Below are 22,961 nucleotides of genomic sequence, written 5' to 3'. Positions count from 1 at the left end.
CCACCGCCATCGCGGGCAAGTCGAATCGTCGCACCGCCAGCTCCCACAGGGGCGTTGTGTCCTACAGGGCCGTTGCGGTGAATCGGAGCGCCGCTTATAGTTCGCCCCGTCGCCGGCATTGAACGGCGACAGGGTTTCGCAGCCCTACAGAGTTAATACCGTACCCGTCAAAATACGACATAGGCAGTCCTGCCAATGGTCGGCTTTTTATGGCGGTTGTACGTGGGAGACCTTCGGGTCTGCCGGGTCTTAACTCCTCGGTCTGCGAACCCGCGTACAGCTGCCACCCTATTTGTTTCGCAGCAAACGGTGGCCAATTTTCTTTTGAGTTAAGGATTTGCCATGAAGCCACAACTCCCACCCCGCCGTTTCACCCCTTGCACCGAAACAGCCACGGAATACCCCGTGCTATTGATCGACAGCGATGCACCACTCACGGACCTGCACGCCTGCCTGCGTGAACGCCTCAACGCCGCCCTCGAACACCTCAACCTGATGGCCTGCTCCAGCCTGCCCGATTTTGCGGAGCGTGACCTGAACCACGTAGCCAACACCGCCCGCATCCTGGTGCAAGACGTAAGCGACGTATTCCGCGTCATCGAATACCGCGGGTTCGACACCCCCGCAGCCGCCTGATCAAATTTCAGCCACAAAAAAGCCCGCATCGCTGCGGGCTTTTCATTAACGCGTAAGGCTTAGTTGACCTTGGCGTTCAACTCACCTTTCAGGTAACGCTGGTACATCGCTTCCAACGAGATCGGCTTGATCTTCGAAGCGTTGCCCGCAGTACCGAAGGCTTCGTAACGTGCGATACATACATCACGCATGGCAGTCACGGTAGCGCCGAAGAATTTACGTGGGTCAAATTCGCTCGGGTTGGTGGCCATCAGGCGACGCATCGCACCGGTGGAGGCCAGGCGCAGGTCGGTGTCGATGTTGACCTTGCGCACGCCGTACTTGATGCCTTCGACGATTTCTTCAACCGGCACGCCGTAGGTTTCTTTGATGTCGCCGCCGTACTGGTTGATGATCGCCAGCCACTCTTGCGGTACCGAGGAAGAACCGTGCATCACCAGGTGGGTGTTCGGGATGCGCTTGTGGATTTCCTTGATGCGGTCGATGGCCAACACGTCGCCGGTAGGTGGCTTGGTGAATTTGTAAGCGCCATGGCTGGTGCCGATGGCGATGGCCAGGGCGTCAACCTGGGTCTTTTTCACGAAGTCGGCGGCTTCTTCCGGATCGGTCAGCATTTGGCTGTGATCCAGTACGCCTTCGGCGCCGATACCGTCTTCTTCACCGGCCATGCCGGTTTCCAGGGAACCCAGGCAGCCCAGCTCGCCTTCAACCGAAACGCCACAGGCGTGAGCCATGGCCACGGTTTGTTGGGTGACGCGTACGTTGTATTCGTAGTCGGTCGGGGTCTTGCCGTCTTCGCCCAGGGAACCGTCCATCATTACCGAGCTGAAGCCCAGCTGGATGGAGCGCTGGCACACGTCAGGGCTGGTGCCGTGGTCCTGGTGCATGCACACCGGGATGTGCGGGAATTCTTCGATCGCGGCGAGGATCAGGTGACGCAGGAACGGGGCACCGGCGTATTTGCGCGCGCCGGCCGAAGCCTGGACGATCACTGGAGAGTCAGTCTTGTCAGCGGCTTCCATGATGGCGCGCATCTGCTCAAGGTTGTTGACGTTGAAGGCTGGAACGCCATAGCCGAATTCGGCTGCGTGGTCCAACATCTGGCGCATGCTGATAAGTGCCATTGTGAGTCTCTCTCCCGGTCGAGGGTCGTTAATCGTGCAAGCCTGCCGTAGCGGCGGCTGCTATTCAAGTTATTGAAGGTCAGGCTTTCAAAGCCTGGCCTGCTGAATCGTTATTGCTGTCGGGGTTACTGCGCTTTACAGCCGCGCCCGATCAAATCGTCGGTGGCAACCCAGTAAACCAGGCCTTCCTCACCTTTTGTGTGAAACGCCAACTGGCCGTCGCTGTACAGCACGCCCGAGGCCGCCACATCCTGCTTGAGGCGATACACCTGGTCCGAGCCGCCGAGGCGCACATCCACCTGGGTGCGGGCCTGGTCGGCAAACCGCCAGTTGACTTGCGCCTGGCTGTCACACGTCCAGGTGGTCCACTTGTCTGCCGGCTCTGCCTTCTTGTCGAACATGTTCAGGTTGGTGCATCCGGCCAATAACGCCAGTGCCGCCAGGGCGAAAACGCCTTTCATTGCCAATCCTCAAGCGGCGACCTGCGGCCACCGCGGCTGTCGGTTAGTGAATCAGACCCGTCAAGGGCAACCCTGTTCCTGACCGTTGGGCGCAGAGTCGTATTTCTCCAACCCGTCCGGCCCGATGCGCTTGTTGATCACCGGCATGGTTTCGGCTTGCCAGTCAGCCTGGTAGCAACTCTTTTGCCGAGCCGCCCCGGCCTTTTCAGACTCGGGCGCCGCTTTCGGCGTGCTGCCGCAGCCGGCCAGCAGGCCCGCTGCAATCACCAGTGCCAACGACCTGATCATCGGAATGCTCCTTTTCCTCAGCAAGTGCCTTATCCCTTGGCCCGGCTTTCCAGCACTTCGACAGCCGGCAGTACCTTGCCTTCAACGAATTCGAGGAACGCACCACCCCCCGTAGAAATGTAGGAGATCTGGTCAGCAACGCCATATTTATCGATGGCCGCCAGGGTGTCGCCACCGCCGGCGATGGAAAATGCCGAGCTTTCAGCGATGGCGTGGGCCAGCACTTTGGTGCCGTTGCCGAACTGGTCGAACTCGAACACGCCGACCGGGCCGTTCCACAGGATGGTCTTGGACGACTTCAGCAGTTCAGCGAAGTTGGCTGCCGTTTGCGGGCCGATGTCCAGGATCATGTCGTCAGCGGCAACGTCAGCGATCAGCTTGACGGTGGCTTCGGCGCTTTCAGCGAATTCCTTGGCCACCACCACGTCTACCGGCAGCGGCACGCTGACCTTGGCGGCGATGGCGCGGGCGGTGTCCAGCAGGTCCGGTTCGTACAGCGATTTGCCCACCGGGTGACCGGCAGCCGCCAGGAAGGTGTTGGCAATGCCGCCGCCGACGATCAGCTGGTTGCAGATCTGGCTCAGGCTGTTCAGCACGTCGAGCTTGGTGGAGACCTTGGAGCCGGCAACGATGGCGGCCATCGGTTGGGCCGGAGCGCCGAGGGCCTTGCCCAGTGCGTCCAGTTCAGCCGCCAGCAACGGGCCAGCTGCGGCAACTTTGGCAAACTTGGCCACGCCGTGGGTCGAACCCTCGGCACGGTGCGCGGTGCCGAAGGCGTCCATCACGAACACGTCGCACAGGGCAGCGTATTGCTGGGCCAGTTCGTCGCTGTTCTTTTTCTCGCCCTTGTTGAAGCGCACGTTTTCGAACAGCACGATGTCGCCAGCCTTCACGTCCACACCGTTCAGGTAGTCGGCAACCAGCGGCACGTCGCGGCCCAGGGCCTTGCTCAAATATTCAGCTACAGGCTTGAGGCTGTTTTCTGCCGAGAATTCACCTTCGGTCGGACGACCCAAGTGGGAGCAGACCATCACGGCCGCACCTTTTTCCAGGGCCAGCTTGATGGTCGGCAGCGAGGCCAGGATTCGCGCATCGCTGGTGACAACACCGTCCTTGACTGGGACGTTGAGGTCTTCGCGGATCAGTACGCGCTTACCTTGCAGATCGAGGTCGGTCATCTTCAACACGGTCATGGGGGGCAATTCCTGAGAGCTAAAGTTGTGGAGAGGCTGTTTGCAGATAGTGTTCTGCAACGTCCAGCATTCGGTTGGCAAAACCCCATTCGTTGTCGAACCACGCCAGGATGTTCACCAGCCGTGGGCCGGAAACGCGGGTCTGGCTGGCATCGACGATGGCCGAATGCGGGTCGTGGTTGAAATCACAGCTGGCGTGCGGCAACTCGGTGTAGGCCAACAGGCCTTTGAGCGGGCCGCTGGTGGCGGCGTCGCGCAGGATCCGGTTGACTTCGCCGGCATCGGTGTCGCTGACGGTTTGCATGGTGATGTCCAGGCAAGACACATTCACCGTCGGTACCCGTACGGCTTTGGCCTGGATTCGCCCGGCAAGTTCCGGCAACAGTCGCTCGATACCGCGCGCCAGGCCGGTGGACACCGGAATCACCGACTGAAACGCCGAACGCGTACGGCGCAGGTCTTCATGGTGGTAAGCGTCAATCACCGGCTGATCGTTCATTGCCGAGTGAATGGTGGTGATCGACACGTATTCCAGGCCAATCGCCTGGTCCAGCAGGCGCAACAGCGGCACGCCGCAGTTGGTGGTGCAGGAGGCGTTGGACACCAGCAATTCGGCACCGGTCAGGCAATCCTGGTTCACGCCGTAGACGATGGTGGCGTCAACATCCGCCTCGCTGGCCATCGGCTGGGAAAACAGGACCCGTGGTGCGCCGGCGTCGAGAAACCGCTGGCCGTCGGCACGGGTGTGATAGGCACCGGAGCATTCCAGCACCAGGTCGACGTCCAGCGCCGCCCAGTCGATGCCCTCAGGGGTGGCACTGCGCAGGACCTTCACGCAGTTGCCATTAATATGCAGACAATCGTCCTCGACCCGCACTTCGCCGGGGAACCGGCCGTGGGTGGAGTCAAAGCGTGTCAGGTATTCGATGCTGGCCATGTCCGCCAGATCGTTGATCGCGACAATTTCAAACCCGGCCGCCGGCCCTCGCTCGAACAGAGCACGCAAGACGCAACGACCAATCCGGCCGTAGCCGTTGAGTGCAACTTTGTAGGGACGCGGTTGAGGCATGGGGTTCTCGCATTGTGGGCGACACAAACCTTTGCAGGAACTCGCTTGTGTGGCGAGGGAGCTTGCTCCCGCTGGAGTGCGAAGCACTCCCAGACCGGCTGACGAGGTGTATCTGACACATCTCGATCGCACGGCTTGGGGCCGCTTCGCAGCCCAGCGGGAGCAAGCTCCCTCGCCACAACAAGCTCGCTCCTACAAGGGGACGCGCTTTAGTCTTCCAGCAGCTCTTCAGCCTGACCCAGGATGTTTTCCAGGGTGAAACCGAACTCTTCGAACAACGCTGGCGCCGGCGCCGACTCACCGTAGGTGGTCATGCCGATCACGCGACCTTCCAGGCCCACGTACTTGTACCAGTAGTCGGCGTGAGCCGCTTCGATGGCGATACGTGCGCTGACCTGCAACGGCAACACCGATTGCTTGTAGTCGGCGTCCTGGGCTTCGAAGACGCTGGTGCACGGCATGGAAACCACACGCACGTTGCGACCGGCGGCCGTCAGCTTGTCGTACGCCTGAACCGCCAGGCCCACTTCCGAACCGGTGGAGATCAGGATCAGCTCCGGCTCGCCGATGCAGTCTTTCAGCACGTAGCCACCACGGCTGATGCCTTCGATCTGCGCCGCGTCGCGGGTTTGGTGCTGCAGGTTCTGACGGGAGAAGATCAGCGCCGAAGGGCCGTCCTTGCGCTCGATCGCGTGCTTCCAGGCCACAGCCGATTCGACCGCGTCCGATGGGCGCCAGGTGTCCAGGTTCGGCGTGGTGCGCAGGCTGGTCAATTGCTCGACCGGCTGGTGCGTCGGGCCGTCTTCGCCCAGGCCGATGGAGTCGTGGGTGTAGACGAAGATCACACGCTTTTTCATCAACGACGCCATGCGTACGGCGTTGCGGGCGTATTCCATGAACATCAGGAAGGTCGCGCCGTAAGGCACCAGGCCGCCGTGCAGGGCAACGCCGTTCATGATGGCGCTCATGCCGAACTCGCGCACGCCGTAGTACATGTAGTTGCCGCTGGCGTCTTCCGCCGAGACACCTTTGCAACCTTTCCACAGGGTCAGGTTGGAACCGGCCAGGTCAGCCGAACCGCCGAGGAACTCAGGCAGCAGCGGGCCGAACGCGTTCAGGGTGTTCTGGCTGGCTTTACGGCTGGCGATGGTTTCGCCCTTGGCCGCCACTTCGGCGATGTAGGCCGAGGCCTTTTCAGCGAAGTCGGCAGGCAGGTCACCGGCCAGGCGGCGAACCAGTTCGTTGGCCAACTCAGGGAATTCGGCGGAGTAGGCCGCGAAACGCTGGTCCCACTCGGCTTCGACCGCCAGGCCGGCCTCCTTGGCGTTCCACTCGGCGTAGATGTCAGCCGGGATTTCGAACGGGCCGTGGTTCCACTTCAGCGCAGCGCGGGTCAGGGCGATTTCCGCGTCACCCAGTGGGGCGCCGTGGCAGTCTTCTTTACCTTGCTTGTTCGGCGAACCGAAGCCGATGGTGGTCTTGCAGCAGATCAGGGTCGGCTGCTCGCTTTTGCGGGCCGTCTCGATCGCAATCTTGATTTCTTCCGGGTCATGACCGTCGACATTGCGGATCACCTGCCAGTTGTAGGCTTCGAAACGCTTAGGCGTGTCGTCGGTGAACCAGCCTTCGACTTCGCCGTCGATGGAGATGCCGTTGTCATCGTAGAAGGCGATCAGCTTGCCCAGGCCCAGGGTACCGGCCAGGGAGGCGACTTCGTGGGAAATGCCTTCCATCATGCAGCCATCACCGAGGAACACGTAGGTATGGTGGTCGACAATGTTGTGGTTCGGGCGGTTGAACTGCGCGCCCAGGACTTTTTCAGCCAGGGCAAAACCCACGGCGTTGGCCAGGCCCTGGCCCAGTGGACCGGTGGTGGTCTCAACGCCAGGGGTGTAGCCGTATTCCGGGTGGCCCGGGGTGCGGCTGTGGATCTGGCGGAAGTTTTTCAGGTCGTCGATGGTGACGTCGTAGCCGGTCAGGTGCAGCAACGAGTAGATCAGCATCGAGCCGTGGCCGTTGGACAGGATGAACCGGTCACGGTCGGCGAACGACGGGTTGCTCGGGTTGTGTTTCAGGTAGTCACGCCAAAGTACCTCGGCGATATCCGCCATGCCCATCGGGGCACCGGGATGGCCGCTGTTGGCTTTTTGCACGGCATCCATGCTGAGGGCACGAATGGCGTTGGCACGCTCACGACGGCTGGGCATCGCTGATCTCCTGGAGGTTGAATAAAAGAAACGGAAAAAAGGATCGGCATTTTCCCTCAGCCACGGCCCTCGGGGCAATGACAGATAGTCACTTGGGGGTGTTTTTCCTGCGGATTGCCTGGAGAAACCGCCCCCCGCTTCGTCCATGGGTTATAGCGGCTGCTTATAACCACCGATTATCGACCAATATCAAAACTTTTTGATATTGCCCTTGCGGGGTTTTCCCACCGTCACTAGACTGCTGGCCTTATGAACCTGAGCGCACCTTCCATTCGACCCGACGACAGCGACGAGCTGGCGGCCCTGTGCAAGGCCGGTGGCGATCCGTTGCGCCTGAATGTGTTGCGCGCGCTGACCAACGATTCGTTCGGGGTGCTGGAGCTGGCGCAGATCTTCGCCATCGGCCAATCCGGCATGAGCCACCACTTGAAGGTACTGGCCCAGGCCGACCTGGTGGCGACCCGCCGCGAGGGCAATGCGATTTTTTACCGTCGCGCCCTGCCCCACACCGAGCAACTGGGCGGCAAGCTGCACGCCGCGCTGCTCGAAGAAATAGACAGCCTGGCGCTGCCGGCTGACGTGCAGTCGCGCATCAGCCAGGTGCACGGGCAACGTGCTGCCGCCAGCCAGGACTTTTTCTCACGGGTAGCCGAGAAGTTTCGCGCCCAGCAGGATCTGATCGCCGGCTTGGCGCAATACCGCGAAAGCGTGCTGGCACTTTTGGACAAGCTGAGCTTCAGTGATGAGGCTACGGCGGTTGAAGTGGGCCCGGGTGATGGCGGCTTCCTGCCGGAGCTGGCGCGGCGCTTTCATCAGGTCACGGCGCTGGACAACAGCCCGGCGATGCTGGAGCTGGCCCGCCAATTGTGTGAGCGCGAAGCGCTGGGCAATGTCCACCTGCAGTTGGCGGACGCCCTGAATGACACCAGCCTGCGGGCCGATTGCGTGGTGCTGAACATGGTCCTGCACCATTTCGCCGCCCCGGCAGACGCCCTCAGGCAGATGGCGAATTTGCTGCAACCAGGCGGCAGCCTGTTGGTCACGGATTTATGCAGCCACAACCAGAGTTGGGCCAGGGAAGCCTGCGGTGATCTCTGGCTGGGTTTTGAACAGGACGATCTGGCCCGTTGGGCCACCGCTGCGGGACTCGTTCCCGGGGAAAGCCTCTATGTAGGTTTACGTAATGGTTTCCAGATTCAGGTCCGCCATATACAGCGCCCGGCTGGCGACACTCACCATCGGTAAATATCAGGAAAACATCGAGATGAGCGAATACTCCCTTTTCACCTCCGAGTCCGTGTCTGAAGGGCATCCGGACAAAATCGCCGACCAGATCTCTGACGCGGTGCTGGACGCCATCATCGCTGAAGACAAGTTCGCCCGAGTGGCGTGCGAGACTCTGGTGAAAACGGGCGTGGCGATCATCGCCGGCGAAGTCACCACCTCTGCCTGGGTAGACCTGGAGCAGATCGTGCGTGATGTGATCATCGACATCGGCTACAACAGCTCCGATGTCGGCTTCGACGGTGCGACCTGCGGCGTGATGAACATCATCGGCAAGCAGTCCCCTGACATCAACCAGGGTGTCGACCGTGCCAAGCCTGAAGATCAGGGCGCCGGCGACCAGGGCCTGATGTTCGGCTATGCCAGCAACGAAACCGACGTGCTGATGCCGGCACCGATCACCTTCTCCCACCAGTTGGTGAAGCGCCAGGCCGAAGCCCGTAAATCCGGTGCATTGCCATGGCTGCGCCCGGACGCCAAGTCCCAGGTGACCTGCCGTTATGAAGGCGGCAAAGTCGTCGCCATCGACGCGGTGGTACTGTCGACCCAGCACAACCCGGACGTTTCCTACGCCGACCTGCGCGAAGGCGTCATGGAGCTGATCGTCAAGCACGTGCTGCCTGCCGAACTGCTGACCAAGGACACCCAGTTCCACATCAACCCGACCGGCCAGTTCATCATCGGTGGCCCGGTGGGCGACTGCGGCCTGACCGGTCGCAAGATCATCGTCGACAGCTACGGCGGCATGGCCCGTCACGGCGGTGGCGCGTTCTCCGGCAAGGATCCATCCAAGGTTGACCGTTCGGCGGCCTACGCCGGTCGTTACGTGGCCAAGAACATCGTGGCCGCCGGCCTGGCCGAGCGTTGCGAGATTCAGGTGTCCTACGCAATCGGTGTGGCCCAGCCTACCTCGATCTCGCTGAACACCTTCGGTACCGGCAAGATCAGCGACGACAAGATCGTCAAGCTGGTGCGTGAGATCTTCGACCTGCGTCCTTACGCAATCACCACCATGCTCGACCTGCTGCACCCGATGTACCAGGAAACTGCGGCCTACGGCCACTTCGGTCGTACCCCTGAGCAGAAGACTGTCGGCAACGACACGTTCACTACGTTCACCTGGGAAAAGACCGACCGTGCCAACGACCTGCGTACTGCCGCCGGCCTGTAATCGTCCTACGGTGTACACAAAGCCCCGGCGTTCTGTTCAAACGAGCAGAAACATCGGGTAAAAAGCCTCGCGGTTGCGGGGCTTTTTTATGCCCGCAGGGATGGCTTAGGCTGGGCGCCCTTTTCAGAGCAAGGATGCTCATGATGACGTCACTTATGCGCTGGCTGTTTTTCCTTTTACTCAGCTTCTCGCCGCTCACTGCGTGGTCGCAGGGGTGCCCCGACTGGGAGGCCGATCACGCCCGGGCCCAGATCAGCACCCTGGCGCAACAAATCCGCTTGTGGGATGACAGCTACCACCGGCTCGGCCAGTCATTGATCAGTGATGAGCTGTATGACCAGGCCAGCCAGCGCCTTGCCCAATGGCGCAGGTGTTTCACTCCCTCCGCCCCAGTCACGGACGACCCGCTGGGCAGCGCGCGAGGCACGACCGCCCACCCGACGCCCCACACCGGCCTGGAAAAACTGCTGGACGATAACGCCGTGCAAACCTGGCTGGGGACTCGCCAGGACGTGTGGATCCAGCCCAAGGTCGATGGCGTCGCCGTCACGCTGGTTTACCGCAAGGGCCGGTTGAGCCGGGTCATCAGTCGCGGCGATGGCCGGCTGGGCCAGGATTGGTCAGCCTCCGCCCGCCGGATTCCGGGGATCGTGCAGCAACTGCCCGAGCCCGTTGACCTGTTGTTGCAGGGCGAACTCTATTGGCGACTGAATGACCATGTGCAAGCTGCCAAAGGTGGCCTCGGCGCCCGCGGCAAAGTGGCCGGGCTGATGAATCGCCGGCAGTTGAGCGACGCCGAGGCCGCCAATATCGGTCTGTTTGTCTGGGCCTGGCCCCAGGGCCCCGATGACTTTTCCGAGCGGCTGAGCCAGCTGGCGCAGTGGGGCTTCACCGACAGCGGGCGCTACAGCCACCCGATCAAGGACATGACCGAAGCGGCGCACTGGCGCAGCTATTGGTACAGCCACCCGCTGCCCTTCGCCAGCGACGGCGTGGTATTGCATCAAGGCCAGCGGGTCCCGGCCGAGCGCTGGCGGGTCAGCGCGCCCTACTGGGCGGTTGCCTGGAAGTACCCGGTGGCCAAGGCATTGGCCCATGTGCGCAAGGTGCACTTCAAGATTGGCCGCACCGGGCGCATCACCTCCATCCTGGAGTTGGAACCGGTACTGCTCGATGACCGGAAGATCAGCCGGGTCAGTGTCGGTTCCCTGAAACGCTGGCGGGAACTGGATATCCGTACTGGCGACCAGGTTTCCATCAGCCTCGCCGGGCACGTCATCCCACGCCTTGACCGCGTCATCCTGCGCAGCCAGCCACGGGCCGAGTTGCAGGTCCCGCAGGCCAGGGACTTCCACCCCTTGAGTTGCTGGCAACTGGCCCCGGGTTGCGAAGAACAGCTGCTCGCGCGCCTGACCTGGCTGAGCGGCGCCCAGGGCCTGGCCCTGCCACACATCGGCCGCGAAACCTGGAACACCTTGATCCAGGCCGGCCTGATCGACGGCCTGCTCGATTGGTTAACCCTGGATGAGGCAGAGCTTGCTAACATTGATGGCTTCGGCGAACGCAGCAGTGCGCGTTTACTCGACAGCTTGCGCAGCGCCCGGCAGCGACCGTTCGCGCAATGGCTGATGGCCCTGGGAGTACCGCCCACGGCCCGCAACAATCTACAAGGCGGCTGGCAAACCCTGGCCGCCAGAGACACTCAAGCCTGGCTGGCCGAAGACGGCATAGGCCCGGGTCGCGCGGCGCAACTGAGCGCCTTTTTTCGCGACCCGCAGGTGCTGGCCTTGAGTGAAACATTACGGGCTGCCGGGATAGATGGTTTTTGACCTCTGCCCGACGGCATTAACCGGTGCCGGCAGAATTCATCCTGCCCACCTGATTGCGACCTTGTTTGCCTTGGAGCCTTTATGAAATTTCTTGCACCTTTTGCCCTGTTGACCGTCGCTACCCTTATGTCCGCGCCATTGCTGGCAGCCGAGGAAGCTGCGCCACTCACAGGCTGCGCCGCCAAGCGCGAGTCCATCAGCACCCAGATCGAACAAGCCAAGGCCCACGGCAACAGTGAGCAACAAGCCGGCCTGGAAAAAGCCTTGAGTGAAGTCACCGCCAACTGCACCGATGCCTCCTTGAAAAAGGAGCGGGAAAACAAGGTGCTCGACGCCAAGCACGAAGTCAGCCGCCGTCAGGCTGACCTCGACAAGGCGATGAAGAAGGGTGACTCCGACAAGATCAACAAGCGCAAGGACAAGCTGGCCCAGTCACGCAAGGACTTGCAGGAAGCCCTGGACGAACTGGACAAGTAAGACGGCCTCAGTGATCGCGGAACTGTTTATGGCACGCGGTGCAGGCATCTTCGACTTTCTGCACCGCCGGCCCGAGGTTGCTGGCCTTGTAGGGCTGGACCTGGCTGGCGATCACCAATTCACCGGTGGCCGTTTCAAGGTTTCGAGCCATTTCCTGGAAGCGTGCCTGCTGCTGCCACACGTCGTCCTTGGCGCTGGTGTGGTCTTCTTCACGCACGCTCGGGAAATGTTTCCACGGTTCGTGGGACAACGCATCAAGCTTGACCGCGCCTTCGGCAAATTTGCCGCCGTCGAATGGAATGCGCCCACGCAACATGCCGCCCAGGTCTTCGCCGGTCTTGAGCATCTGCTTGAAAATGGCCTTGCGCTGGCCAAGGGGCGAATTCGGATCAACCCCGCCGCAGGCGGACAGTGTCAGGCAGGCCAGCAATACAACGGTCAGTCTTTTAAAAGTCATGATGGCTCAAGGTCACGGGAAACGGCGGCCAGTATCCTCGCCCCGCCCGCAAAGACCAATACCCCTATTAATAATAAGGGTTGCTCGAACGCCAGCCGATACGAGCAATCGCTTCAGGAATTTTGTGTATGAATACCCGTTTTAAGCCTTGGCGCCGCCTCGTGTGGGCCCTGCCAATGATCGCGCTGCTGGCCGGTTGCGACACCGGCAAGGACGAAAAAGCCAAGCCCCACGCCATTGCTACCTACGTCGGCGCCACCTGGGAAAACCTGCCGGCCGTGTCGGACAGCGACCTGCAAGCCGGCTTCGAATCCTGGCGCAGTGCCTGTCAACGCCTCAAGGCTGACCCGGTATGGGGCGCGACGTGTGCGGCATCGGCCACCGTGCCGTCGACCGCAGTGGCGATTCGTGACTTCCTCAAGGCCAACCTCGACGTCTACGGCCTGCGCTCGGCCGACAACAGCCCCAACGGCCTGATCACCGGCTACTACGAACCGGTTTACCCCGGCAGCCTCACCGAAACCGCCACCGCCCATGTACCGGTGTTCGGCGTGCCGGATGACCTGATCATCGTCAACCTGGAAAGCATCTACCCGGAGCTCAAGGGCAAGCGCCTGCGCGGTCGCCTGGAAGGCCGGGTACTCAAACCCTATGACGACGCCAGCACCATCAACCACCAAGGCTCCACCGCCAAGCCCATCGCCTGGCTGACCAACCCGATGGACCTGCAATTCCTGCAGATCCAGGGTTCAGGTCGTATCCAACTGGCCGACGGCCGCCAATTGCGGGTGGGTTACGGTGACCAGAACGGTTACCCGTACCGCCCCATCGGCCGCTGGCTGGTGGAGCAGGGCGAGCTGAAAAAAGAAGACGTGACCATGGGTGCCATCGCGGCCTGGGCCAAGGCGCATCCGCAGCGTATTCCTGAATTGCTGGCAAGCAACCCCAGCTACGTGTTCTTCAGTGCCCGCCCCGACAGCAACGAAGGCCCGCGTGGCTCGCTGAACGTGCCGCTGACTGCGGGGTATAGCGTTGCGGTGGATCGCAAGGTGATTCCGCTGGGCAGCCTGTTGTGGCTGTCGACTACCCGACCGGATGGTGCGCCGATTGCCCGCCCGGTGGCCGCGCAGGATACCGGTGGTGCAATTACCGGTGAAGTGCGGGCCGACCTGTTCTGGGGCACCGGTGATGCCGCCGGTGAGTTGGCGGGCAACATGAAGCAGCAGGGTCAGATCTGGATGCTGTGGCCCAAAGGCGCAGCGTTGCCAAAAGTGCCGGACGCGCCGACAGGCACCTGAAGAACACCAAGGTCTATGTGGGGGCGGGCTTGTGTGGGAGCGGGCTTGCTCGCGAATGCGGTGGATCAGTCGATACATCCGGTGACTGACTCACCGCATTCGCGAGCAAGCCCGCTCTCACATTTGAACAGTGTCAGGCTTCAGATCGAGACGAAGAAGAAGCTCGCAATCAACGCCATCCCCACCGCCCATACCACCGACCGCAGCATTGCCCAGTCCGCCAGGTAGCAGATGATGTAGAGCAACCTGCTGGTGATGAACAGCACCGCCAGGACGTTGATCGTCACCAGCGACGCAACGCCAGCCAGATGGGCAATGATCACCGCGGCCGCAAAGGCCGGGGTCACTTCGAAGCTGTTGAGTTGCGCACTGTGGGCGCGCTTGGCAAACCCCTCGAGGGTGTCGAGGAACGCCCGCGGGTCATGGTTCTGCCGGGGCCCGAACTTGCCGCCGCTGAACTTGGCCACGCCCGTGCACAGGTACGGCAGAAAAATTGCGATCAACACACACCAGAAAGCGACTGTCATAACCCATTCCTTTTTTAGTTTTATCCGACGGTTAGAGTTTCATCACGAACATGCCGATCAGCACCAACCCACAGGCTATGAGCCGTGGGCGGCCGAAAGGTTCTTTCAGGTAACGCATGCCGAACAGCACCACCAGGATCACACTGACTTCCCGCAGCGCAGCGGCTTCGGCAATCGAGCCCAACTGCATGGCCCAAAGCACCAGAGCGTAGCTCAACAACACGCACAACCCGACACTCAGCCCCAGCCGCCACTGCGTGCGCCAGAACAGCCCGAACGCCGCCCGTTTGCGCACCATCGCCAGCAACGGAAACGGCCATGCGCTTATCAGCGTCAGCCACACCAGGTAGTCCAGCGGGTGTGACCAACGGCGCAATGCCTGGCCATCGAGGAAGGTGTAGCAACCGATGCACAGGCCGATCAACGCCACCACCGGCAGCATCGACCAGGGCAACCGGTCGCCACCGCCGCCCTGCCACAACAGGCATAGCATGCCGAACGGGATCAGCAGAATGCCGAGAATCTGCTGGGTACTGAGCACCTCACCGGCAAACACCAGCGTCAGCGCCAGCACCACCAAAGGCGACAAGCCGCGCATCAATGGGTACACCAAGCCCAGGTCACCCACGCGATAGGCCTGGATCAGCAGGTAGCGGTAGAGCAATTCAAACAACGCCGAGGCGATGATCCACGGCCAGATTTCCAGTGGCGGAAACGATACAAACCCCACCGCCAGCACCACAAACAGCAACGCCACCGTGTCCATGCACGCGATGACCAACAGGCGCTCGCCGCTGAATTTGATCAAGGTGTTCCACGTCGCATGCAACAACGCCGCTACCAGTACCAGAGCTGTTGCAATCACGGTGACTCCCCAGTCATAAAAAGCGGAATTGATTCGCCATATTTCAGCACCTGTTTATACTAAAGCCGACCACGCCGCACTCAGTTGCGCAAAGACCTGGACCAATAATTTTTTGCTGCTGCCCGATCTTCGCCGATCCGGGCGTCGGCATGCGTATGCCTGATCAGAGCGCCGCGATTACCGAAAGAGATCCTCGCATGCCGCTCGGTGCCTGGATCGGCGGGATGGTGGCGGCGGCACTTTTGTTCATCGACCTGCAACGTCGTCGCCTTGCTGCGGTCAACGTAGCCAACTGATAAATGTGTTCTGTGTGGGAGCTGTCGAGCTTTAGCGAGGCTGCGATACAGGCGCTGCGGTCTTGCAGCCTCACCCAGGTGATGCCATCGCAGCCTCGCTGGGGCTCGACAGCTCCCACATATGATCTCTACTCACTCCTCCATCCAAGGACCCCGGATGCTTGAACTTGTCGCTGCGTTTATTTGCCTCACCACCCTGCTCACGTATGTGAACTACCGCTTCATCGGCCTGCCGCCCACCATCGGTGTGATGGTCACGGCACTGATGTTTTCCCTGCTGCTGCAAGGCTTGAGCTTTATCGGCTACCCCGGCCTTGAAGAGCGCATCCAGCAGTTGATCGGCCAGATCGACTTCGGCGACCTGCTGATGAACTGGATGCTCTCGTTCCTGCTGTTCGCCGGCGCCTTGCACGTCAACCTGAGCGACCTGCGCAGCTACCGCTGGCCCATCGGCCTGCTCGCCACCTTCGGCGTATTGATTGCCACGGTGGTGATCGGCAGCCTGGCCTTCTACATCTTTGCCCTGTTCGGCTGGCACGTGAGTTTCCTGTACTGCCTGCTGTTCGGCGCGCTGATTTCCCCCACCGACCCGATTGCCGTACTCGGTGTGCTGCGGACCGCCAATGCGTCGAAACCGCTGAAAACCACCATCGTCGGCGAATCGCTGTTCAACGACGGCACCGCGGTGGTGGTGTTCACCGTGTTGCTGGGCATCGCGCAACTGGGCGAGACGCCTACGGTCGGCGCCACGGCCATGCTGTTTGCCCATGAAGCGATTGGCGGCGTGGTGTTTGGCGGGCTGATCGGCTACATCGTGTACCTGATGATCAAGAGCATCGAGCAGTATCAGATCGAAGTGATGCTGACCCTGGCCCTGGTGATCGGCGGCTCGGCGATGGCCACTGAACTGCACGTCTCGGCACCCATTGCGATGGTGGTGGCGGGCCTGATCATCGGCAACCTCGGCCGCAAGCTGGCGATGAACGACATGACCCGGCGCTACCTGGACGGCTTCTGGGAACTGCTCGATGACATGCTCAACGCCCTGCTGTTTGCGCTGATCGGCATGGAACTGCTGCTGTTGCCGTTCAACTGGCTGCACGTGTTGGCCGCCAGTTTGCTGGCCGTGGCAATCCTGTTGTCACGCCTGCTGACGGTGGCCCCGGCGATCCTGCTGCTGCGCCGCTGGCGCACGGTGCCCCGCGGCACCATCCGCATCCTCACCTGGGGTGGCTTGCGCGGCGGGGTTTCCGTGGCACTGGCCCTGGCCCTGCCACTGGGCCCGGAGCGTGACTTGCTGCTGAGCATCACCTACATCGTGGTGCTGTCTTCGATCCTGTTGCAGGGCTTGAGCATCGGCAAGCTGGTCAAGCATGTGACCAAGGATGAGCCGGCGCCTGCTGCGGCGCCGGAGACTCACTGACCCTTGTTGATCTGCTGCGGATGCCTAGGGTCCGCAGCGGCTTTGCCCGGCAGGCTGCTTTCGCTGCGAATCTGCGCATGGCTGATCAGCGCAAAGATAAAGCTGCCGCCGATGATATTGCCCGCCAGCGTCGGCCCGGCGAACACCAGCCAGAAGTCTTTCCACGGCAGCTCGCCGGCAAATACCAGGTACGACACTTCCGCCGAGCCCACCACGATGTGGGTGAAGTCTCCCAGTGCCATCAGGTAGGTGATCAGGATGATGATCCAGATTTTGGCGCTTTCCATGGATGGGATCATCCACACCATGGTGGCGATCATCCAGCCCGACACGATGCCCTTGGCGAACATCTGGTAGGCGTCGTTTTCCATGACCTTGCGCCCGATTTCCAGGAAGGCCAGGTCGGTCTTGGTGTCAAAGATCGGCAAGTGCAGCATCACGTACGCCACCAGCAAGGTGCCGCACAGGTTGCCCACCAGCACCACGGCCCATAAACGCAGCAGGCGTGCGAAATTCTTCAGCGTGGGTTTGCTCATCACCGGCAACACCGCGGTCAGGGTGTTTTCGGTGAATAACTGCTGACGGGCGAGGATCACGGCAAGAAAGCCGGCGCAGTAACCAAAACTGGCGATCACCTTGAACTCTTCGCCATCCGGCAGGCGCGAGTTGAGCAAGCCCATGCCCATCAGTGACAGGCCCATGGTCAGGCCGGCGGCCAGCGCCGACCACCACAACGCGGCGACGTTGCGCTCCAGTTCCTGATCGCCTTGAGTGCGGATGATTTCATGCAGAACCGCCGCGCGAGGCGGCTGGTTCTTGTCGACGTCGTGCTGCTCTTCCTGCGACAGATTGGGGGTCTTGCCGTCTTCTTGCGTAGCCATGGTGATACCTGAACGGGGGGGCGATGTTCAGGTACGACCTATGGTTGATCAAGAGCGTTCACTGGCCCTGCGCAGGATTACTCGCCGAGGCCTTCCGACTGGAACTGATCCTTCACGTACTTGATCTCGGTACGGCCGTGGGGCGCTGGCAACCCGTCTTCACCCAGGTTCACGAAGACCATTTTTTCCACCGTCAGAATGCTCTTGCGCGTGATCTTGTTGCGCACTTCACAGGTCAGGGTGATGGAGGTGCGACCGAACTCGGTGGCGGTGATGCCCAGTTCGATGATGTCGCCCTGGCGCGAGGCGCTGACGAAGTTGATTTCGGAGATGTACTTGGTCACCACCCGCTGGTTGCCCAACTGGACAATCGCGTAGATGGCCGCTTCTTCGTCGATCCAGCGCAGCAGGCTGCCACCGAACAGGGTGCCGTTGGGGTTGAGGTCTTCGGGTTTTACCCATTTGCGAGTGTGGAAGTTCATGTTCACTCCAAAGCGTGTTGCGAAATGATGGGCAACATCATGGCAGAGGCCGGGCCCAAGCTCTATGAGCCATTGCCTATCAACCCCATGAGCGATCTTCATGCCGCCGACAGAAAGGCTTTAGAAGTCAGGCGCAGGCGGCTATAATCGCCTCCGCTTCAAAACGGTCATCTTCGATTGATACCGTTCTCCCGCCACCTGTCCGAGGGGCGCTGCAGCAGGCTCGACCTGTCAGGCTCGGATGGGGCGTTGTCCGGCCTGGTTAGCCAGCTGGATACTAAACGCACAACGGCGCCCATTCGCACACTACGAATGGAGGCTCTTCATGAGCGCTGTAATCACGCCTGCAGGTTTTACCGACTACAAAGTCGCCGACATGTCCCTCGCTGCCTGGGGCCGTCGCGAAACCTTTATCGCCGAATCCGAAATGCCAGCCCTGATGGGCCTGCGTCGCAAGTACGCCGCTGAGCAGCCGCTCAAGGGCGCGAAGATTCTCGGCTGCATCCACATGACCATTCAGACTGCCGTGCTGATCGAAACCCTGGTTGCCCTGGGTGCCGAAGTACGCTGGTCGTCCTGCAACATTTTCTCGACTCAAGACCAGGCCGCTGCCGCTATCGCTGCTGCCGGTATCGCCGTGTTCGCCTGGAAAGGCGAAACCGAAGAAGAGTACGAGTGGTGCCTGGAGCAAACCATCCTCAAGGATGGCAAGCCATGGGACGCCAACATGATCCTCGACGACGGCGGCGACCTGACCGAGCTGCTGCACAAGAAATACCCGCAGATCCTCGACCGCGTCCACGGCGTGACCGAAGAAACCACCACCGGCGTTCACCGCCTGCTGGACATGCTGGCCAAGGGCGAGCTTAAAATCCCGGCCATCAACGTCAACGACTCGGTGACCAAGAGCAAGAACGACAACAAGTACGGCTGCCGTCACAGCCTGAACGATGCGATCAAGCGCGGCACCGACCACCTGTTGTCCGGCAAGCAAGCGCTGGTGATCGGCTACGGTGACGTGGGCAAGGGTTCGTCCCAGTCCCTGCGTCAGGAAGGCATGATCGTTAAAGTCTCCGAAGTCGACCCGATCTGCGCCATGCAAGCCTGCATGGACGGTTTCGAAGTGGTTTCGCCGTTCATCAACGGCCAGAACGACGGCACCGAAGCCAGCATCGACAAGGCCCTGCTGGGCAAGATCGACCTGATCGTGACCACCACCGGCAACGTGAACGTGTGCGACTCGAACATGCTCAAGGCCCTGAAAAAGCGCGCCGTGGTGTGCAACATCGGTCACTTCGACAACGAAATCGACACCGCTTTCATGCGCAAGAACTGGGCATGGGAAGAAGTGAAGCCACAGGTACACAAGGTTCACCGTACCGGTGCTGGCGATTTCGACCCGCAGAACGATGACTACCTGATCCTGCTGGCCGAAGGCCGTCTGGTCAACCTGGGCAACGCCACTGGCCACCCAAGCCGCATCATGGATGGCTCGTTCGCCAACCAGGTACTGGCGCAGATCTTCCTGTTCGGCCAGAAATACGCCGACCTGTCGCCCGCCCAGAAAGCCGAGCGCCTGACCGTGGAAGTACTGCCGAAGAAACTCGACGAAGAAGTGGCCCTGGAAATGGTCCGCGGCTTCGGCGGCGTAGTGACTCAACTGACCAAGACCCAGGCCGACTACATCGGCGTGACGGTCGAAGGCCCGTTCAAGCCGCACGCTTACCGCTACTGATTTGCCTGCTGCCTGCTCCCCATGTGGGGGCAGGCTTTTGTGGGAGCGGGCTTGCTCGCGAAGGCGGTGTGTCAGTCGACTTATCTACTACTGACATACCGCCTTCGCGAGCAAGCCCGCTCCCACATTGACGGTGTGCACCTTCTGGCTTTATGAGTTTCCATAGGTATGACCATGTCCCAAGACCGTCGCTACAGCTTCGAGTTCTTCCCGACCAAGACCGATGCTGGGCATGAAAAACTGATGGCAACTGCCAAGCAGTTGGCCAGCTACCACCCCGATTTCTTCTCCTGCACCTACGGTGCCGGTGGCTCCACCCGCGATCGCACGATCAACACCGTGCTGCAGCTGGAAAGCCAAGTCAAAGTACCTGCAGCTCCGCATTTGTCCTGCGTGGGCGACAGCAAGGCTGACCTGCGCAGCCTGCTGACCCAATACAAGCAAGCCGGCATCAAGCGCATCGTCGCCCTGCGCGGTGACCTGCCGTCCGGCATGGGCATGGCCAGCGGCGAGCTGCGCTACGCCAATGACCTGGTGAGCTTCATTCGCGAAGAAACCGGCGATCACTTCCACATCGAAGTGGCCGCTTATCCGGAGATGCACCCCCAGGCGCGCAATTTCGAAGACGATCTGCAGAATTTCGTGCGCAAGGCCAACGCCGGCGCCAACAGCGCGATCACCCAGTACTTCTTCAACGCAGAGAGCTACTTCTACTTCGTTGAGCGTGTACAAGCGATGGGCGTGAACATCCCGATCGTGCCGGGCATCATGCCGATCACCAACTACAGCAAACTGGCGCGCTTCTCTGACGCCTGCGGCGCGGAAATCCCACGCTGGATTCGTAAACAACTGGAAGCCTACGGCGACGACGTCAAGAGCATCCAGGCGTTCGGCGAACAGGTCATCAGCGAAATGTGTGAACAATTGTTGCAAGGTGGCGCGCCAGGGTTGCACTTCTATACCCTGAACCAGGCTGAGCCAAGCCTCGCTGTCTGGAACAACCTGAAGCTGCCACGCTAAGGTCTGTTCCGAAATGCAAAGGCCCTCATAATGAGGGCCTTTGCCGTTCTAAACGCCCACGGAATTCTGCAGTCCATGAATACAACCGCCCCGACGTCCCGCCCGCAACTGGTCTACCTGGTGTTCGGCGCAGAGACTTACCATCAGGAAGCGGTATTCAGCATCGCCAGCGCCCTGTCGTTCCTGCGGGACGAGCCGGACACAGGCATCGACATCCAGGTCTTCACCGACAACCCCGAGCCCTACCGCCTGCTGCCGGTACGGGTACGCCCGCTGGACGAAGCCACGCGCAAACGCTGGAGCGAGCCTCACGGCTATCACTTTCGCACCAAGCACGTGGTGCTGCGGCAAGTGTTGCAAGAATCCGAAGTGGCGCTGCTGATCGACACCGATACGTTTTTCCATCATTCGCCCCTGGCGCTGTTTGAACGCGTGCAGCCCGGCACCCTGCTGTGCAACGCCTTCTACACCAAGTACGGCGACAACCACGAAAGCATTCTGTACAGCGCCCTGTACCAGCGCCTGCTGGACATGGGCGTGGCCGACGATGACATGATGACCCTCAATTCAGGGGTCATGGGCCTGACGCAGCAGGACGCGCACATCCTCGACCGCTCGATCGAGTTGATGGACGAACTGTTTCCCCATGCCCAGGGCGCCTACACCCTGGAAGAGTTCTGCCTGTCCATTGCCGCCTATCGCACCCTCAACGTGCGCGAATGCCCGGACCTGATCCACCACTACTGGAGCCGCAAGCAGCTGTTCCGGGCCAAGGTCAAGGCGTGGATCGCCAAGCATGGGGCAAACCCCACCAGCGCCACGGCCCTCGATGACACGCGCCAGGTTTCCGCCCACCTGCCCCGCCCGCCTCGTCTGCAACGCTTGATGTACAAGCTGATCACCCTGGCACTGCCCAAGCACCAACAGCAGTTCATCCGGGAAATCCTCTACGGCTGCTACGAACATGAAAACGAGTTCGACCAGGCGTGTGGCCCGGTTTGGTGGGACAAGGCCCGACAAAACCAGGAAGAGCGCCAGGGTCGACCGGTGGATGCCCATCTGCTGGAGCACTGGTTTGACAATCCCGTGGTGCGGCTGATTCTCGGCGAGCGGCGCGAGGCGATCTACGAACACCTGATCAAATCTCCGGGCAAGTAAACCTGGCGGGCGCCCGCAGATCACTGTGCCAGAGCTTCTCTTTAGCCCGATACAGTCGTAATCTCAGGGTATGCCTGTCACTTTCCGGTTATTGACTGCTGTTCTTTTCGCTTGCCTGAGCCTCGGTGCCCATGGCGAGAAACTGCGCATTGTCACCGAGCCCTGGGCGCCTTACGTCTACGACGACAACGGCACCATGCGCGGGCTCGACTACGAGACCACGGTGATCGTGTTCCAGCGCCTGGGCATCGATGTGGATTGGCAATTCCTGCCCTGGAAGCGCTGCCTGGCGATGCTCGACCAGGGCCAGGCCGACGGCGCACTGGATATTTTCCATAGCCATGAACGCGACGCGGTGCTGCTGTACCCCAGCGAGCCGCTGTCCGAGGTGGAGTTCGTGCTGTTCTACGCCAATCAGCGCCCACACCCGTTCCAGACCTTCGACGACCTGCGCGGCCTGACCATCGGCACCTCGCCAGGCTACCTCTATGGCGCCGAATTCAGCGAGTCCACCCTCTTCAAGCAGGAGCCGGCCGCCAGCCATGAGGCCAACTTCGGCAAACTGGCCCTTGGCCGGATCGACCTGGTGATCACGGACCGTCGGGTTGGCCAGCATGTACTCAAGGCCCTTGGACTTGAGGACCAGGTCACCCAGGCTCCCCAGGTAGTCAGCAGCCAGCCTCAGTTCCTGGCCGTGCGCCGCGGGGCGGGCATGGATTTGCTGGTGCAACGCTTCGCCGCCGAACTCAAACGCTTCAAGCAAGAGCCTGCCTACGCGGCCTTGAGCGCCAAATATGCGGGCAGCAGCCCGCAAACCAGCGCATCAGCCCTGCCCGTACGCACCGTTGAGCAGCAGGAAAGCGGCGCAGAGTGATTGCTCTGTTATACTCCGGCCTTTCCGCCAGGCTTACGCCCGGACGCTTCGGTCTTGCAAAAGGCACCCGACCCCGCTACAGCGCAGCTTTCAAGCCCGCGCGAGCCGTCTGAGTGCCCGCCAGCCCCAGCAGGACCGGACGGGATTGCGTTCATCTAAACGCCATTCACGCCAGGCAAGACTATCCCTCTGGGCCAAGCCCTAAC

General features: G+C 61.1%; 23 protein-coding genes and 1 riboswitch. Of the genes, 12 read left to right on the top strand and 11 right to left on the bottom strand.

The window, feature by feature from the left end; translation table 11 throughout:
- The first annotated feature begins 342 nt into the window (after positions 1–342).
- Positions 343–636 carry a hypothetical protein gene (locus tag ACIOMR_RS07445; protein WP_008434070.1) on the top strand — a complete coding sequence of 98 codons (294 nt, stop codon included), beginning with the start codon at positions 343–345 and terminating at the stop codon, positions 634–636.
- Between the two features lie 59 nt (positions 637–695).
- Here the strand turns inward: ACIOMR_RS07445 and fba are convergent, their stop codons facing one another.
- From fba to tkt, 6 genes are all read right to left on the bottom strand, one after another.
- The gene (fba, locus tag ACIOMR_RS07440; RefSeq protein WP_003177554.1) at positions 696–1,760 is read right to left on the bottom strand and encodes a class II fructose-bisphosphate aldolase; all 1,065 of its coding nucleotides are present in this window, start codon (positions 1,758–1,760) and stop codon (positions 696–698) included.
- 125 nt (positions 1,761–1,885) lie between these two features.
- Complete coding sequence (locus ACIOMR_RS07435; protein WP_003216869.1) at positions 1,886–2,221, bottom strand: MliC family protein; 336 nt, start codon at positions 2,219–2,221, stop codon at positions 1,886–1,888.
- Between the two features lie 60 nt (positions 2,222–2,281).
- A complete protein-coding gene (locus ACIOMR_RS07430; RefSeq protein WP_008434073.1) occupies positions 2,282–2,509 on the bottom strand; it encodes a hypothetical protein in 228 nt (75 codons plus the stop codon).
- 29 nt (positions 2,510–2,538) lie between these two features.
- Entirely contained in the window at positions 2,539–3,702 is a 1,164-nt protein-coding gene (locus tag ACIOMR_RS07425; RefSeq protein ID WP_003216867.1) for a phosphoglycerate kinase, read from the bottom strand.
- 19 nt (positions 3,703–3,721) lie between these two features.
- Positions 3,722–4,771, bottom strand: coding sequence for an erythrose-4-phosphate dehydrogenase (epd, locus tag ACIOMR_RS07420; RefSeq protein ID WP_008434077.1), 1,050 nt, complete (start codon positions 4,769–4,771; stop codon positions 3,722–3,724).
- Positions 4,772–4,980: 209 nt separating this feature from the next.
- Entirely contained in the window at positions 4,981–6,978 is a 1,998-nt protein-coding gene (tkt, locus tag ACIOMR_RS07415; RefSeq protein WP_401193175.1) for a transketolase, read from the bottom strand.
- 249 nt (positions 6,979–7,227) lie between these two features.
- Between tkt and ACIOMR_RS07410 the strand changes: the two genes are divergently transcribed.
- The 4 genes from ACIOMR_RS07410 (at position 7,228) to ACIOMR_RS07395 (ending at position 11,739) form a co-directional block, all read left to right on the top strand.
- Positions 7,228–8,223, top strand: a complete 996-nt coding sequence (locus ACIOMR_RS07410) for an ArsR/SmtB family transcription factor (protein ID WP_401193172.1) — start codon at positions 7,228–7,230, stop codon at positions 8,221–8,223.
- A gap of 19 nt (positions 8,224–8,242) precedes the next feature.
- Entirely contained in the window at positions 8,243–9,433 is a 1,191-nt protein-coding gene (gene metK / locus ACIOMR_RS07405) for a methionine adenosyltransferase (protein WP_003216863.1), read from the top strand.
- Positions 9,434–9,576: 143 nt separating this feature from the next.
- Positions 9,577–11,262 (top strand): NAD-dependent DNA ligase LigB, encoded by a 1,686-nt coding sequence (ligB, locus tag ACIOMR_RS07400; protein ID WP_401193169.1) that lies wholly within the window; start codon positions 9,577–9,579, stop codon positions 11,260–11,262.
- A gap of 81 nt (positions 11,263–11,343) precedes the next feature.
- Complete coding sequence (locus ACIOMR_RS07395; protein WP_008434082.1) at positions 11,344–11,739, top strand: DUF1090 domain-containing protein; 396 nt, start codon at positions 11,344–11,346, stop codon at positions 11,737–11,739.
- 7 nt (positions 11,740–11,746) lie between these two features.
- Here ACIOMR_RS07395 and ACIOMR_RS07390 read toward each other — a convergent pair whose 3' ends face one another.
- Complete coding sequence (locus tag ACIOMR_RS07390) at positions 11,747–12,196, bottom strand: cytochrome c (protein ID WP_008434083.1); 450 nt, start codon at positions 12,194–12,196, stop codon at positions 11,747–11,749.
- 128 nt (positions 12,197–12,324) lie between these two features.
- On the opposite strand from ACIOMR_RS07390, the gene ACIOMR_RS07385 reads away from it, so the two are divergent.
- Positions 12,325–13,494: a murein transglycosylase A gene (locus ACIOMR_RS07385; RefSeq protein ID WP_177009109.1), complete on the top strand. Its 1,170-nt coding sequence runs from the start codon at positions 12,325–12,327 to the stop codon at positions 13,492–13,494.
- 140 nt (positions 13,495–13,634) lie between these two features.
- On the opposite strand, the gene ACIOMR_RS07380 is transcribed toward ACIOMR_RS07385, so the two are convergent.
- Positions 13,635–14,021: an MAPEG family protein gene (locus tag ACIOMR_RS07380; protein WP_003216858.1), complete on the bottom strand. Its 387-nt coding sequence runs from the start codon at positions 14,019–14,021 to the stop codon at positions 13,635–13,637.
- A gap of 31 nt (positions 14,022–14,052) precedes the next feature.
- Positions 14,053–14,886: an EamA family transporter gene (locus ACIOMR_RS07375; protein ID WP_063026578.1), complete on the bottom strand. Its 834-nt coding sequence runs from the start codon at positions 14,884–14,886 to the stop codon at positions 14,053–14,055.
- 149 nt (positions 14,887–15,035) lie between these two features.
- Between ACIOMR_RS07375 and ACIOMR_RS07370 the strand changes: the two genes are divergently transcribed.
- Together ACIOMR_RS07370 and ACIOMR_RS07365 are read left to right on the top strand one after the other, a co-directional pair.
- Positions 15,036–15,182 (top strand): hypothetical protein, encoded by a 147-nt coding sequence (locus ACIOMR_RS07370; RefSeq protein WP_401193163.1) that lies wholly within the window; start codon positions 15,036–15,038, stop codon positions 15,180–15,182.
- 157 nt (positions 15,183–15,339) lie between these two features.
- A complete protein-coding gene (locus ACIOMR_RS07365; protein ID WP_008434094.1) occupies positions 15,340–16,605 on the top strand; it encodes a sodium:proton antiporter in 1,266 nt (421 codons plus the stop codon).
- Here the strand turns inward: ACIOMR_RS07365 and ACIOMR_RS07360 are convergent.
- On the bottom strand, positions 16,599–17,486 hold the full coding sequence (locus ACIOMR_RS07360) for a formate/nitrite transporter family protein (protein ID WP_008434095.1): 888 nt from the start codon (positions 17,484–17,486) through the stop codon (positions 16,599–16,601). The genes ACIOMR_RS07365 and ACIOMR_RS07360 overlap by 7 nt on opposite strands.
- A gap of 77 nt (positions 17,487–17,563) precedes the next feature.
- A complete protein-coding gene (locus ACIOMR_RS07355) occupies positions 17,564–17,968 on the bottom strand; it encodes an acyl-CoA thioesterase (RefSeq protein WP_003216852.1) in 405 nt (134 codons plus the stop codon).
- 198 nt (positions 17,969–18,166) lie between these two features.
- Positions 18,167–18,272, top strand: a riboswitch (S-adenosyl-L-homocysteine riboswitch).
- Between the two features lie 21 nt (positions 18,273–18,293).
- On the opposite strand from ACIOMR_RS07355, the gene ahcY reads away from it, so the two are divergent.
- The 4 genes from ahcY to ACIOMR_RS07335 all read left to right on the top strand — a co-directional run bounded on the left by ahcY (position 18,294) and on the right by ACIOMR_RS07335 (position 22,755).
- The gene (gene ahcY, locus ACIOMR_RS07350) at positions 18,294–19,703 is read left to right on the top strand and encodes an adenosylhomocysteinase (RefSeq protein WP_003216850.1); all 1,410 of its coding nucleotides are present in this window, start codon (positions 18,294–18,296) and stop codon (positions 19,701–19,703) included.
- 174 nt (positions 19,704–19,877) lie between these two features.
- A complete protein-coding gene (metF, locus tag ACIOMR_RS07345) occupies positions 19,878–20,723 on the top strand; it encodes a methylenetetrahydrofolate reductase [NAD(P)H] (protein ID WP_008434100.1) in 846 nt (281 codons plus the stop codon).
- 75 nt (positions 20,724–20,798) lie between these two features.
- Positions 20,799–21,881, top strand: coding sequence for a hypothetical protein (locus ACIOMR_RS07340; protein ID WP_177035285.1), 1,083 nt, complete (start codon positions 20,799–20,801; stop codon positions 21,879–21,881).
- 70 nt (positions 21,882–21,951) lie between these two features.
- The gene (locus ACIOMR_RS07335; protein WP_087693230.1) at positions 21,952–22,755 is read left to right on the top strand and encodes an ABC transporter substrate-binding protein; all 804 of its coding nucleotides are present in this window, start codon (positions 21,952–21,954) and stop codon (positions 22,753–22,755) included.
- Positions 22,756–22,961 lie beyond the last annotated feature (206 nt).

Source organism: Pseudomonas sp. NPDC087814, from assembly GCF_044742865.1.
GTDB lineage: Bacteria > Pseudomonadota > Gammaproteobacteria > Pseudomonadales > Pseudomonadaceae > Aquipseudomonas.
This window is presented reverse-complemented; position numbering and strand designations above follow the sequence as displayed.